The following is a 14,167-nucleotide window of genomic DNA, read 5'->3' on the forward strand; positions in this document are numbered from 1 at the left end:
AAAGCATCCTTATACAGTGCCGAAAGAACATCCTGCAGGCCTCAAGGCACTGCAGTGTCGCGCCGCCATCATCCTGCTCGGGGGCGAGCGTTGGATCGTGAGCCAGCCCATCATCGCCGCGCACGACTTGCACGCGGATGAATGTGCCACCATGTAGCAGACATCCCGCTCGTGTGAGGGCGTGTGAGAACGTATCGGGCTCGAGTGGTGAATCCGCCTGCGCGGGTGGCAGTCTGGCCCTCGGCTCGTACCGCGACTCAGCCCGCGGCTCGGTCCGCGGTTCGGTCCACGACCAGGCCCGTGACCCAGCCCGCAATCCGGAGCGCATCGCACCTTGTCACAGAACCGGCACTTCACCGAGTGCGACTGGCACGTGCAGGGGCGCATGATAGGATAGGACGTACGTCATGAGTACCGGCGCTGGATGCACCGGCGCGGCTCACATCCGTTCAGGCAGGTCTGACTCGTCTCTCACACGGCTTTTTCTACAAGGCTTCATACAAGGAAGAACGCATGGCCCTATTCGGTAAAGGCAGCAAGCGCGGCGCCAATCGCGATGTGCTGGAAACGCCTCAGTATGGCTGGATCTGGAAACCACTGATCGGGCTGTTCGTCATTTACCTGCTGGTCTGCGTTGGCCTTGGTATCTACTGGAGCAGTGAACCGGACGAGTTCAACATCGATCAGGCCACGCGCACCGAACTGGCTCGCGTGCATGGTCTGGCCGCACCGGTGGCCAAGGTCGAGGGCGAAGAGCCGGCACCGGCTTTCGAGACCCTGCCGACAGGCACCGCGACCGTCGCCACCCTGATGGAACTCAACGATACCCTGCTGCACAAGCCGGGTGGCTATCTCAAGAATGATGTGGCGCCGCCGGGGCTGATGCTCGACAACATGCCCAACTGGGAATATGGCGTGCTGGTACAGGTGCGTGACATGACGCGTGAGCTGCGCAAGGAATTCAGCCGCTCGCAGTCCCAGTCCAGCGATGACAAGGCGCTGGGCAAGGCCGAATCCCTGCTGTTCATCGATGCCAATGCCTGGATGCTGCCGGAAGCCGAGCACGAATATGCCGACGCCAACCGTGAGCTGGGCGACTACCTCAAGCGTCTGAGCGATGACACCCAGAACAACGGCCAGTTCTACGCGCGTGCCGACAACCTGGTGGCCTGGCTGTCCGATGTCGAGAATCGCCTCGGTTCCCTGTCCCAGCGCCTGTCGGCCAGTGTCGGCAAGTCGCAGCTCAACCTGAGCCTGGCCGGCGACAAGAGCGCCACCTCGGCCAAGAGCACCCAGACGGAAGAAGATATCAAGACGCCGTGGCTCGAGATCGACGATGTCTTCTACCAGGCACGCGGCACCTCCTGGGCGCTGATCCATCTGCTCAAGGCAGTGCGTCATGACTTCCAGGGCGTGCTGGAAGACAAGAACGCGCTGACCTCCATCGACCAGATCATCCGTGAGCTGGAAGCGACCCAGACCGATATCGGCAGCCCGATCATCCTCAATGGCTCCGGCTTCGGCTTCTTCGCCAACCATTCACTGGTGATGGCCAACTACGTCGCGCGAGCCAACTCCGCGATCAGTGACCTGCGCAGCCTGCTCGAGAAGGGCTGATCCCGTGACGCCCGAGGCCGCCTGAGGACTATCCTCACCGGTGTCGGGCGTGAGCCGGAAACGAAAAAGCCCCCGTCAATGACGGGGGCTTTTTTGCATCGTGATGCCTGAATCGCACATCACTTCAGAAGGACTCAGTCCTTCTGGTAGGCAGCGGCTGCCTTCTCGATCGCGGCACGGGCGGCATCAGCACCGTCCCAGGAATCGATCTTGACCCACTTGCCTTTCTCGAGATCCTTGTAGTTCTCGAAGAAGTGCGCGATCTGCTGACGCAGCAGTTCCGGCAGATCAGTGACTTCCTGGACGTCGTCGTACAGGGAGGTCAGCTTCTGGTGCGGGACGCAGACCAGCTTGGCGTCTTCACCGGCTTCGTCGCTCATGTTGAGCACGCCGACCGGACGCGCACGGATGACGCTGCCCGGTGCGACCGGATACGGGGTCACGACCAGCGCGTCGAGGGCATCGCCATCGTCGGCCAGGGTGTTCGGGATGTAGCCGTAGTTGGCCGGGTAGAACATCGGGGTGGCCATGAAACGATCCACCATGAGCGCATCGATGTCCTTGTCGATCTCGTACTTGATCGGCGCGTGATTGGCCGGAATCTCGATCGCTACGTAGACGTCGTTCGGCAATTCCTTGCCAGCGGGGATCTTGTCGAAACTCATTGTCGAGTCCTTGGGTTTGCGGGTTGAAGGCCTGCGGGTCAAAATTCCGCTGAATTATACGAACTGGCAGACCGTTTTGCCATTATGCCACGCTCGATCGCCTTGCGTTGCACCAACGAGTGGTGGCACTGCAGGCTGACTCGGGTAACACTTGGGGCCGTCCAGCGCGGCGCAGCGGCGATTGCGTGTTTCAGCGTCGGGCTGGCGCTGCGCCACCACCGCATGCATGAAACGTAACGGCAGGATCGAGACGCAAGGAGACCGCCTTGGCGGATGCAGAGCTTTCACTCAGTTACGGTCAGGCCTTCGTGGCTCCCGACCGCAAGCGTCATCGCAGCTCGATGTCGCTGGAGATACCGCTGGAGCGCGGCCCGCTGGCGGCTAAGGGCGGCTGTGCGCTGATCGCCGACACCACCAGCAAGAACGCGATTGCCAAGCAGGCCGGTGACCTTGCCGTGCGTGGCTTTCTGGCCGATTACTTCGCCACGCCCGACAACTGGAGCGTCAAGTATTCCGCGACCCGCGTGCTGCGGGCGCTGAACAGCTGGTGTTACAGCCAGAGCCGCTTCGTGCGGGGCGGCAGTTACGTGACCTCGATTTCCGCCGTCGTCTTCCGGGGCCAGTCGGCGCATCTGTTCCATGCCGGTGACACGGTGGTCTTCCGGCTGCGTGGCGGCGAGTTCGAGCAGATCTCGCGTGACCATGTCACCGATCTCGGCGGCTATCGATATCCGTCGCGGGCGCTGGGCATGGATGTCAGCCTCGACATCGACTACATCGAGCTACCGCTCAAGCAGGGCGATATCTTCCTGTTCACCACCCAGGCGGTGCGCGGCACCCTGCTGCCTTCCGATTTCGTGTCACTGATTCGCGATGACGTCTCGGATCTCGATGCCGCCAGTGAGCGCCTGGCGCATGCCGCGGCGGACCGCGCCGATGAGCGCGGCTACACGGCCGACCAGTTCTGCTTCCAGCTGGTGCGCATCGATCGCCTGGCGACTGCCTCTGACGATACGCCGGGGCGCGTCTATGGCGACCTGCCGGTACCGCGTGAGCTGGAGCCGGGCGACCGCATCGATGGCCTGGAAGTGATGGAGGTCATGTCGCGCAGTGCGCGGGTACGCGTCTACAAGGTGCGTGACCTCAAGAGCCGACGCGTGATGGTGATGAAGGCGCCCAGCCCGGAGCTGTCGCTCAAGAATGCCTATCTCGAGCACTTCCTGCTCCAGCAGTGGGTGGTGGACCGCGTCAGCTCGCCCTTCGTGGTCAAGGTGGTGGAGCCGTCACGCCCGCGTGATCACCTCTACTATCTGCTCGAGCATCTGGAGGCGCAGACACTGACCGAATGGGCACGCATGCACCCGCAGGCCAATCTCGAGCAGCGTCTCGATATCGCGCGTCAGCTTGGCAAGGCCGTGCACGCCCTCAATCGTCGTGAGGTACTGCACCAGCTGATTCACCCCGACAACGTGATGATCGACCGTCATGGCAAGGTGGTACTGGTCGATTTCGGCGCCTGCCATTTGCGTGAAGGGGATGGCCATGAGAGCGCCGGTCCGCTGGCGCGTCAGGTCGGTCTGACCGAGCACAGCGCGCCGGAATATGCCCTTGGCGCCGATGTCAGTCGACGCAGCGATCAATACGGCCTGGCCTCGGTGATCTACTGGCTGCTGACTGGCATGCAGCCCTACGCCCAGTCGATGGAGCAGCTGCGCACCCACACCGACCTCGAGCTGCTGGAGTATCAGCCAGCCCGCATGCGCAATCCCCAGGTGCCACAGATACTGGACGATGCCCTCAGGCGCGCCTTGGACCCGCAACGCACCCTGCGCTATCGCCGCCTGTCTGAGCTGCTCTACGCGCTGCGCCTGCCGCAGCAGGACCCCGGCAAGGCGCTGACGCCCTCGGAGGCGATACGTGAACCGGCCAATTTCTGGCAGGGCGTCGCCGGCATCCTGCTGTTGCTGCTGGTGCTGTCCTGGCTGCTCAAGTGAGCGCAGAGCCTGATGGCGCTCAAGGCCATGGTGGGAGGAAGAGGTGTATGGGACAGACCGCGATCGTGATCGGCGCGACCGGCGTGGTCGGGCGCGAGGTGGTGGCTGAACTCATCGCCTGCGAGGCCATCGCCCGAGTCATCACGCTGACGCGCCGGCCGGCGCCTGGCGACTCTGACAAGGTCGAGAACCATGTGGTCGACTTCGCTCGGCTGGAAGACTGGGCCGATTGTTTCCAGGCAGACCTGCTGTTCTCGTGCCTGGGCACCACGCTCAAGCAGGCGGGGTCGCTCGAGGCGCAGCGGCGTGCCGACATCGATCATCAACTGAGCGCCGCCCGGCTGGCGGCCGCCCAGGGGGTGACGCACTACCTGCTGGTCTCCTCCAGCGGCGCCAATCACGCGAGCCGCAATGGCTATCTCAGGATGAAGGGCGAGCTGGAAGTGGCCATCAAGGCGCTGCCCTTTGCGCGTATCAGTGTCTTCCAGCCGTCATTGCTGGTGGGGGAGCGCAGCGAGTTCCGCCTGGGCGAGTCGCTGGCGCGCTATCTGTTGCCGTTGCTCACCCGCTTGCCGGGCTTGCAGCGCTATCGACCGATCCGTGGCGCTCAGGTGGCGGCACGTATGGTCGAGGTCAGCCAGCGTCAGCAGCAGGCGCATGCGGTGTACCGGCTGGAGGAGGTGTTCCCCCGTACCCCCGCATGACAACTGACAGCCATCAAAAAGCCCCGCACAGTTGCCTGTGCGGGGCTTTTTTTACACTCGCTTCACTGTCTACTACCAGCTCTGTCAACGACCGGGACAGTCGGCTATCGGCACTGTCAGCGACCGGTACTGTCAGCAACTGGCCGTGTCAGCGCCGGATCGCTCAGGCGCATCACCGCCAGGCGATCAGATCGTGAACGGTGTCAGCTTCTTCTCGACCTTGGCCAGCGTGAGCCTGGCGACCGCCGGCAGACCATTGACGAACGGCGGGAAGTCCTCACCCTGGATCAGCGGCGACAGATATTCGCGGCAGGCATCGGTGATGTAGAAGCCATCTTCGGTGATGAACTCCAGCGGCATGAACTTCTCGTGGTTGGCGATCTGCTCCAGCGGCGCCTCGATGATGTCCCAGGCGTAGTCAGCGCCATCGCCGAGGCGACGGATCGCCGGCATCACGGCATTCTTGCCGGCCAGGGCCATCTCGACGGCGGCACGGCCAGTGGCGTAGGCCTGCTCGACGTCGGTCCTGGAGGCGATGTGACGCGCTGCGCGCTGCAGGTAGTCGGCCACCGCCCAGTGGTACTTGTAGCCCAGGTCCTGCTTGACCATGCCGGCCAGTGTCGGCGCGACGCCGCCCAGCTGACGGTGGCCGAAGGCATCGGTATTGCCGGCATCGGCCAGGAAGGTGCCATCTTCGTAACGCGCACCTTCGGAGACCACTACCACGCAGTAGCCGTGTTCCTTGACGCAGGCATCGACGCGCGCCATGAATTCCTTGCGGTGGAAGGCGACTTCCGGGAAGACGACGATGTGCGGCGGCTGGGTGGCATCTTCACCGGCCAGGGCACCGGCAGCGGCGATCCAGCCGGCGTGACGGCCCATGACTTCCAGGATGAACACCTTGGTGGAGGTGGCGCACATGGAGGCGATGTCGAGACCGGCTTCACGGGTTGAGGTGGCGATGTACTTGGCCACGCTGCCGAAGCCCGGCGAGTTGTCGGTGATCGGCAGGTCGTTGTCCACGGTCTTCGGCACGTGGATGGCCTGGATCGGGTAGCCCATGGTCTCGGCCAGCTGGGAGACCTTCAGGCAGGTATCGGCGCTGTCGCCGCCACCGTTGTAGAAGAAGTAACGGATGTCATGGGCCTTGAACACCTCGATCAGACGCTCGTACTGGGTACGGTGGTCCTCGATGCTCTTGAGCTTGTAGCGGCAGGAGCCGAAGGCACCGCCCGGCGTGTGGCGCAGCGCGGCGATGTTCTCGTCGCTTTCCTGGCTGACGTCGATCAGGTCTTCGGTCAGGGCACCGATGATGCCGTTGTGACCGGCATACAGCTTGCCGATCTGGTCGCCGTTTTCACGAGCGGCTTCGATGACGCCACAGGCACTGGCGTTGATGACGGCGGTAACGCCACCGGACTGGGCGTAGAAGGCATTGTGCTGGGGCATGGGCTTCTCGTCTCTGCTTCCTTGTCATGGTCTTGAACGGGCTGGCGCTTACCCGCCGCATCATATCCGAAAGACATGACCCCTGCACGACGCCCGAATGCCACTGGGGGTGTCGTCCATCCCTGACAGGCCGCGCGCTACTCGCCGCCTGACGGGCATGCTAGGCTGCTCGGGCTTCCGGATTGGAGAAACAGATGCACCTTCACGTCATCGGTATTTGCGGTACCTTCATGGGCTCTCTGGCGCTTCTGGCGCGCGCGCGTGGTCATCGCGTCACGGGGAGCGATGCCAACGTCTATCCGCCCATGAGCACACAGCTGGCCGAGGCCGGTATCACCCTGATGGAAGGCTATGCGGCCGACAATCTCGTCCCCGCGCCTGATCTTACGGTGGTCGGGAATGCCGTCTCGCGCGGCAACCCTGAAGTCGAGGCGCTGCTCGAGCGTGGGCTGGCCTATACCTCCGGCCCGCAATGGCTGTGTGACGAGGTGCTGACCGGCCGTCCGGTGATCGCCATCGCCGGCACCCACGGCAAGACCACCACCGCGACCATGACCGCCTGGATTCTCGAATGCGCGGGCCTCGCGCCGGGCTACCTGATCGGTGGCGTGCCGCCGCAGCTGGGCGATTCCGCGCGTATCGGCGATCCCAGGGCGCCCTTCGTGGTTGAGGCCGATGAATACGACACGGCCTTCTTCGACAAGCGTTCCAAGTTCGTGCATTACCGGCCGCGCATCGCCGTGCTCAACAACCTCGAGTTCGATCACGCCGACATCTTCCCGGATCTCGCGGCCATCGAGCGTCAGTTCCACCACCTGGTGCGCACCGTGCCGGCTGGCGGCAAGCTGGTGGTCGCGGCGGACGCCGTCGCCGGTGCCGAGGCCCTGGAGCGCGTGCTGGATCAAGGCTGCTGGACGCCGGTGGCGCGCTTCGGCGATGAGAGCGGTATCGAGAATGCCGGTGGCGACTGGCGCTATCGCCTGATCAGTGCCGACGGCAGCCACTTCGCGCTGGCACCGCCGTTTGGTGACTCAGGCGAGGCGGACCGCTTCGTCGAGTGCCAGTGGGCGATGCGCGGGCGCCACAACGTGGCCAATGCCTGCGCCGCCGTGGCCGCGGCCGTCGAATGCGGCGTGAGTCTTGCAGTGGCACTGGAGGCGCTCGCGCGTTTCGCGCCGCCCAGACGTCGCCAGGAGCTGCGCGGTGAGGTAGCGGGCGTCAAGGTCATCGATGACTTCGCGCACCACCCGACCGCCATCGCCACCACGCTCGAGGGCCTGGCGCCGGGCGTTGCGGCCGAAGGGCAGGGCGGTCGCCTGTGGGCGGTGATTGAACCGCGCTCCAATACCATGAAGCTCGGTACCATGAAGGCGCGTCTGCCGGCTTCAGTGACCGCGGCTGACCGCGTCAGCTGGTTCGCGGGCCCCAGCCTCGGCTGGTCATTGGAGGAGACGGTCAGCGAGTGCCGCGCGCTCGGCGTGGAGGCGGAGGTCGAGCAGGACCTCGACACCCTGATCGCGAAGATCGCCAGTCAATCCCGCGCCGGCGACTGGGTGGTGGTGATGTCCAATGGCGGCTTCGGCGGTATCCACGAGCGCCTTCTGGCGGCGCTGGCAGCACGTGGAGGTGAAGCATGAAGACGCAAGCGACGGCCCCAGAGGGCGAGTTCAAGTCGGCGGTCACCGTCGCGCTGACCGGGGCTTCTGGTGCCCAGTACGGCCTGCGCCTGATCGAGTGTCTGGTCGCGGCCGGCCACGAAGTGATGGTGATGGTCTCCAAGGCGGCGCACATGGTGATCGCCACCGAGACCGACGAGGAGCTGCCGGCGCGCCCGGCGCGTCTCACCGAGGTGCTCACGCAGCGCTACGCCGCCAGGCCCGGTCAGATTCGCTGCTTCGGGCGCGAGGACTGGATGGCCCCGGTGGCCTCCGGCTCCGGCGCGCCGAGCGCCATGGTGGTGTGCCCGTGTTCCACCGGCTCACTGTCCGCGATCGCGACCGGGGCCAGCAACAACCTGATCGAGCGCGCCGCCGATGTGGCTCTCAAGGAGCGCCGCACGCTGATTCTGGTGCCGCGCGAGACGCCGTTCTCGGCCATCCATCTCGAACACATGCTGAGTCTGACGCGCATGGGCGCCGTCATCCTGCCCGCCGCGCCCGGCTTCTATCATCGCCCGCAGACCCTCGATGACATGATCGATTTCATCGTCGCGCGCATTCTCAACCAGCTGGGAATCTCGCATGCGCTGATGCCGCGCTGGGGCGAGGGGCATGTCAGCGGCGATTGAAGGGCGGTCAGTCGATCCGTTCGGGTGAGAGCTTGTCAGAGGCATCCCTCTGGCACTGCATCAGACTGTGCAAGGAGAGCAGGGAATGCTGAATTGGTCATTGTTGTCGGTGTTCGTGCCGACATTCTTTCTGGTCTCGCTGACGCCGGGCATGTGCATGACGCTGGCGATGACTCTGGGCATGACCCAGGGCGTCAAGCGCACGCTGTGGATGATGGTGGGCGAACTGCTGGGCGTCGGGCTGGTGGCGGTGTCGGCGGTGATCGGCGTCGCAACCATCATGCTGCGCTATCCAATGGTGTTCTCGGCCTTCAAGCTGGCGGGTGGCGCCTATCTGGCCTGGTTGGGGATCCAGATGTGGCGCTCACGTGGCCGCCTGGCCCTGGGGGTGGCAGGGGAGGATGCGGCGGCACCGCGCGCCTCGCGCCGTGCACTGGCGGTTCAGGGGTTCGTCACCGCGATCGCCAACCCCAAGGGCTGGGCGTTCTTCATTGCGCTGTTGCCGCCGTTTCTGGATGCCAGCCTGCCGCTGGCGCCGCAGCTGATCGCGCTGGTCGGTATCATCCTGACGCTGGAATTCACCTGCCTGCTGCTCTACGCCGGCGGTGGCAGCAGCCTGGCGCGCTGGCTGGGGCGTGGCTCGCGTGTGCGCCTGATGAACCGCGTGGCCGGCACGCTGATGATCGGCGTGGGAATCTGGCTCGCGACCGGTTGATGTCGGCATGACTGAGCCAGGCATTGCAGCTTGTGAACACATCAAGGCCCGCCATTGGCGGGCCTTGATGTATTTAGGGGCGCGGCTTTGGTTTAGCTGCGGCGCAGGGTCTCAAGTGCTGCCGCCGCCACGATGAAGCTGCCGCCGACCAGCGTCAGCCAGGTGGGTACCTCGCCGAGAATCAACCACGCCAGCAGCACGCCGTAGACGGGTTGCAGGCAGCCGATCATGCCGACGGTCTTGGCCTTGAGGCCGCCGAGGGCGAAGGTCATCAGCGCATGCGGCGCTGCCGTGAAGACGATGGCCAGCACCAGCATGGCGATCCCCGTCGAGGGGCTGGCATCCATGATCTCGCCGGAGACGAACGGCAGCGTCAGCGCCACGACGCCCAGCGCCTGCAGGCTCATCGACAGCACCGGGTTGAGGTGGCTGAGACGGTAGCGCACCAGCAGATTGCGCGCCGCGAACAACAGACCCGAGAACACACCCCACAACACTCCCGCCAGGCTGTTGCCCTGCGCGCTGCTGTCGCCGCCGGGGACGAGCAGCCAGACGCCGATGCAGACCAGTCCCGCTGCCGCCAGGTCCTTCGCTTTCAGGCGCGTGCCTTCCACCCAGGGCTCCAGCAGTACGATGAAGATGGGATAGGTGAACAGCGCCAGCATGCCGGTGGCCACGGAAGACACCTGCATCGAGTGAAAGTAGCTCACCCAGTGCGCGGCCATCAGCGCGGCGGCGATGCCCAGCAAGGCCCAGTCGCGCCCGCTCAGACGCAGCGAGACATGCCACTTCAGGCGCGCCAGCCACAGCAGGAACAGCCCCGCCAGCAGGCTGCGCCAGGTGGTGATATCGAGCGCCGAGAGGGGCACGCCTTTCGAGAACAGCGCCGTACCGCCGAGCAGTGCGATACCGAGATGAATCGACATCAGCGCCTGGGGCTGGTTGGCGGGAGGGGCAGCAGGGCCGGGCATGAGGTTCCTCGTCATCAGGGGGTAGTGATGAAACCGCCATCGCAGGCGGCTCATCGGTTTACAGCGCTATCACGGCAACGTTATCGCGACGGCCTGAGCGGCAGCTGTCTGATCGCGACAGTCTAGAGCGGCAGCCAGACGAAGCGTGCCGCCAACAGCAGCAGGCTCGCCATGCTCAACCACAGCAGCGGGGCCGGCGATTCCAGGGGGGCAGAGGGCTGGCGCACGAAGGCGGGATAGCTGATGCGCACCAGCGCACAGACCAGCAGGCCCAGACAGGCACCGCCCAGCACATCGCTGAGGTAATGGACGCCAAGCGTGATGCGTGACAGGCCGACGAGCGTACAGGCGGCGATGGCTGCCCAGTAGATCCAGCGGCGTCGCGAGGAGGGCTGGCGCTCGGCGATGAAGGCGGCGGCCAGCCCGAACACCGCCACGCTGCCGGCGGCATGGGCGCTGGGAAACGACATCGACCCTTCCAGGAAGGCGGGGGTATCCGGACGCGGGCGCTGGATCAGGTGCTTGAGCACGGTATTGGCGCTGGCGATGCCCAGCCAGGCGGCCGTCAGATGCAGCCACACCGCGTGGCGACCCTTGAGCAGCAGCCATACCAGCCACGGACCCACGAGTGCCGCCAGACCGGTGCCATCGGCGAGGCGAGACAGCACGAGGCTTGCCTCGTGCAGCCAGTCCTGGGGCATCAGTGAAGTGAGGCTTGCGGCCAGCGAGGCGGCCACGCGGTCGATCCACCACGGCTCGGGATGGGCCAGCACCGCCAGGCTCATGGCGGGCACGCTGATCACCGCGAAGATCAGCAGCGCCATCGAGGCGAGCGGGAATTCGCCCTCGGGGTCGGGATGACGCAGCTGCCACCACAGACGCCGCCCGGAAGGGCTGCGACGCATGCGACGAGCCAGCCAATGATAGAGGCGGCCCTCGCGGCCCAGCTGACGACGCAGGAAGGAGAAGGCGAAGGCACAGGCGATCAGGCCGCTGGCCAGGCCGACCAGCAGGCCGTCGGCCCCTTCCGGCAGGGTGAACAGTGACTGCCAGGTCTGGCCCAGCAGATAGCCCGGCAGCAGGTAGGCCGGTGCCCAGGCCAGCGCCGAGAGGCCATTGACCAGGAAGAAGCGCGCCGGCGGCATGTCGAGCATGCCGGCGACCAGCGGGATGATCGGGCGCACCGGGCCGACGAAGCGCCCGAAGGCGATCGACCAGCTGCCGTGGCGATGAAAGAACTGCTGACCGTGCTCGATCCACTCGGGATGGCGCGAGAAGGGCCAGCGGCCGGGCAGTTGATCGCGATAGCGGATGCCCAGCCAGAAGCTCACGCCATCGCCGATGATGGCGCCCAGCGCCCCGGCGGCCAGAAGTATCGGCAGCGAGAGTTCGAGATGGCCGGCCAGGGAGGCGCCGGCGGTGAGAATGACCACGCCCGGCACCAGCAGGCCGATGATGGCGAGAGATTCAAGCAGTGAGACCAGGCCGATGACGGCGACAAGGGCTGCCGGGTGATCGCTCAGCGTGGTCATCAGGGTGTCGATCATCACACTGGGGTTCAGCCAATGCAGCAGTGACGTAAGGGTGTCGCTCATTCATTGAGATCCATCAGGGCAAGCTGGCTGGCCAGCAGGCGTTGCTCGAGTTTCTGGGTGGTGTCATCGGCCTTGTACGTCACCAGGCGCGCGCGGGCAATGATGGAGCCGGTTTCCGGCTGTGTGGCCGCTGCCAGCGCCGCGGTCAGGCGCTCGCGCATGATCAGCGCTCCCGCCTCGCCGGTATTGGGCAGCATCAGCCAGAAGGACGACTTGTCGCTGCGACACAGCAGGTCGCCCTGGCGCGAGACCTCCTGCATCACGTCGCAGGCCATCGCCAGGCATTCGACGCGCCTGTCCTCCCCGAACTGCTCGCCGAGCATGTCCAGTTGCGGCAGATAGACGACCAGAATGCTGAACGGTTGGTCCAGCGCCCGCGCACGCGCCGCCTCACTGATCAGTCGTTGCTGACCGGTGCGGGCATTGAAGGCGTTGCACTCGGTTTCCTCGCTGGCGGTCAGGCTCATGACCCCCGCCTGCAGGCTGTTGATGACGAACGGCTGGCTGGCCACCAGCAGCAGACACAGGTAGCGCAGTATCTCGCCGAAGTTGTCTTCCTGCTGGCCCAATAGCCATAGCCACAGTGGCGCCAGCACCAGATTGAGCAGCATCGCCGGTGCCAGGGGCAACAGCAGCAGTGTCAGCACGCTGGGCAGCCCCAGCCACAGCGACATGCCCGGATAGGTGCCCGGCGCCTCGAGTGCCAGCATCAGGTAGCTGGCGATCAGCGTCAGATAGGAAGGCAGCGGCTGCTCATCATCGAGGTGATTGAGGCCGGCGGCAATCGCCATCAGCAAGGTGGCCAGCACCGGCGTCAGGATATGCTCGAAATCGCCCACCAGGTAGCGCCACAGGGCGTAGGTGGCGATCACCGCGGCGGCCAGCAGCATGATCAGTGTCTTGCGATTGGCGAGTTCCCGACGCTCGCGATGAGCCAGGCTGTGCAGAGGAGACATCAGTGATCATTCCCCCGCGACGGTGCCACGGCGACCTTGTCTGCCGCGCTGGCCGGTTTGAGGGTGTCTCGCCCATGGTCTGATGGGGCATCGTCTGACGAGGCATCGGCATCGGCAGGCTTGCGAGGCAGTGGCGGCAGCAGGGTGATCGGCTGCGGTTCATCGCTCAGGTGGGCGCTGAGGCGCTTGAGGTCCAGCGCGCTGGGGTCGCTGTCGTTGAGAGGCTGCACGCGGGCGCGAATCGGCATCGCGAGATGCTCGATCAACTGACGACGGCGCAGGCTGGCCATGCGCTCGCCGCGGGTGACCAGCAGGACGGCCAGTGCTCCGTCATCGAGCTGGTAGCGGGTCTCATGCGGCAGCGCGGCACTGTCGAGGGTGTTCATCAGGCGACGATTGGCCAGACGACCGGTCTTGACCGGTGCGAGCAGGATCAATTCGATATGGATGTCCTCGCGATCGGCACGGGCAATTTCCCGCGGCAGGTCGCGCATCAGCTGGTATTGTGACCAGATCGCGCGGTTGGAATCACGCCGACCACGCCGCTCCAGCTGCATCCAGACCTGCTGCTGGCGTCGCCCACCGATGGCACCGAGCGCCATCAGGGTCGCGGTGATGCCGATGCCCAGACTCAGCCAGTCGCTCCCCAGCTGAGCGAGCGCCAGCCAGGTGGTGACCAGCCCGATCAGTGCGCAGGCCGGTGCCAGCCAACGCGGGCGCGGATAGAGCAGCAGGACGGCAAAGCCCCACAGCCACATCAGGTGCTGTTGCGGGGCCAGCAGTACCAGCGCACTCATGATCAGCGCGACGCTGAGCATCACCAGTGTGCGGAACCAGCGCAGGGTGAACAGCTCGTGGGCGAGAGAGACCACCAGCAACATCGTACCGCCCACCGCCAGCAACAGGGCAGTGAGCGTCAGGCCGATACTGATCTGTCGTGCCGCTTCCAGCAGCAGCAATACAGAGCCGAGCAGACAGACGAACTGACTGATACGGACTTTGAACTTGATCTCCATGGTGACTTATATTGGCACCTTTGCCGTGGATGGCGCGAAATCGGCCGAATTCCCTGGCCGAACGGTCTGTGACGTGGGCATTGCCTGCACGTTTGCAAGATGCGACGGTGCTCCGATCATGCAACGTCGTCTGCAATAATGGCAGCATACCCCAAACGGCGAGTGACAAAAGTGTCTACGCCTCTGAGGCTTTCACAT

At 65.0% G+C, this 14,167-nt stretch carries 12 protein-coding genes; 6 read left to right on the forward strand and 6 right to left on the reverse strand.

All coding sequences use genetic code 11. From position 1 onward, the window contains the following. Positions 1-513: 513 nt before the first annotated feature. Positions 514-1,617: a DUF2333 family protein gene (locus QD280_RS09835; protein ID WP_279839101.1), complete on the forward strand. Its 1,104-nt coding sequence runs from the start codon at positions 514-516 to the stop codon at positions 1,615-1,617. Positions 1,618-1,751: 134 nt separating this feature from the next. Here QD280_RS09835 and ppa read toward each other — a convergent pair whose 3' ends face one another. Continuing rightward, on the reverse strand, positions 1,752-2,282 hold the full coding sequence (ppa, locus tag QD280_RS09840; RefSeq protein WP_043331979.1) for an inorganic diphosphatase: 531 nt from the start codon (positions 2,280-2,282) through the stop codon (positions 1,752-1,754). 266 nt (positions 2,283-2,548) lie between these two features. Between ppa and QD280_RS09845 the strand changes: the two genes are divergently transcribed. Further along, complete coding sequence (locus QD280_RS09845; protein WP_043331977.1) at positions 2,549-4,276, forward strand: bifunctional protein-serine/threonine kinase/phosphatase; 1,728 nt, start codon at positions 2,549-2,551, stop codon at positions 4,274-4,276. Positions 4,277-4,323: 47 nt separating this feature from the next. Then, the gene (locus QD280_RS09850) at positions 4,324-4,980 is read left to right on the forward strand and encodes an NAD(P)H-binding protein (protein WP_279839102.1); all 657 of its coding nucleotides are present in this window, start codon (positions 4,324-4,326) and stop codon (positions 4,978-4,980) included. A gap of 186 nt (positions 4,981-5,166) precedes the next feature. On the opposite strand, the gene QD280_RS09855 is transcribed toward QD280_RS09850, so the two are convergent. After that, positions 5,167-6,429: a 6-phosphofructokinase gene (locus QD280_RS09855; protein WP_043331973.1), complete on the reverse strand. Its 1,263-nt coding sequence runs from the start codon at positions 6,427-6,429 to the stop codon at positions 5,167-5,169. 194 nt (positions 6,430-6,623) lie between these two features. Here QD280_RS09855 and mpl point away from each other — a divergent pair, with 194 nt between their 5' ends. From mpl to QD280_RS09870, 3 genes are all read left to right on the forward strand, one after another. Further along, entirely contained in the window at positions 6,624-8,066 is a 1,443-nt protein-coding gene (gene mpl / locus QD280_RS09860; RefSeq protein WP_279839104.1) for a UDP-N-acetylmuramate:L-alanyl-gamma-D-glutamyl-meso-diaminopimelate ligase, read from the forward strand. Further along, a complete protein-coding gene (locus QD280_RS09865) occupies positions 8,063-8,716 on the forward strand; it encodes a flavin prenyltransferase UbiX (RefSeq protein ID WP_043331969.1) in 654 nt (217 codons plus the stop codon). Before mpl ends, QD280_RS09865 begins: the two co-directional genes overlap by 4 nt. Before the next feature lie 85 nt (positions 8,717-8,801). Continuing rightward, positions 8,802-9,431: a LysE family translocator gene (locus QD280_RS09870; protein WP_279839106.1), complete on the forward strand. Its 630-nt coding sequence runs from the start codon at positions 8,802-8,804 to the stop codon at positions 9,429-9,431. A 92-nt stretch (positions 9,432-9,523) separates the two neighbouring features. On the opposite strand, the gene QD280_RS09875 is transcribed toward QD280_RS09870, so the two are convergent. The 4 genes from QD280_RS09875 to QD280_RS09890 all read right to left on the reverse strand — a co-directional run bounded on the left by QD280_RS09875 (position 9,524) and on the right by QD280_RS09890 (position 13,969). Further along, on the reverse strand, positions 9,524-10,402 hold the full coding sequence (locus tag QD280_RS09875) for a DMT family transporter (protein WP_279839108.1): 879 nt from the start codon (positions 10,400-10,402) through the stop codon (positions 9,524-9,526). Between the two features lie 122 nt (positions 10,403-10,524). After that, a complete protein-coding gene (locus tag QD280_RS09880; protein WP_279839109.1) occupies positions 10,525-11,997 on the reverse strand; it encodes a bifunctional DedA family/phosphatase PAP2 family protein in 1,473 nt (490 codons plus the stop codon). After that, on the reverse strand, positions 11,994-12,953 hold the full coding sequence (locus QD280_RS09885) for a diguanylate cyclase (RefSeq protein WP_052384343.1): 960 nt from the start codon (positions 12,951-12,953) through the stop codon (positions 11,994-11,996). Before QD280_RS09885 ends, QD280_RS09880 begins: the two co-directional genes overlap by 4 nt. Beyond that, positions 12,953-13,969, reverse strand: coding sequence for a hypothetical protein (locus QD280_RS09890; RefSeq protein ID WP_279839110.1), 1,017 nt, complete (start codon positions 13,967-13,969; stop codon positions 12,953-12,955). The genes QD280_RS09885 and QD280_RS09890 overlap by 1 nt, the downstream gene beginning before the upstream one ends. Between the last annotated feature and the right edge of the window lie 198 nt (positions 13,970-14,167).

This window comes from Cobetia sp. 1AS1 (assembly GCF_029846435.1).
GTDB lineage: Bacteria > Pseudomonadota > Gammaproteobacteria > Pseudomonadales > Halomonadaceae > Cobetia > Cobetia amphilecti.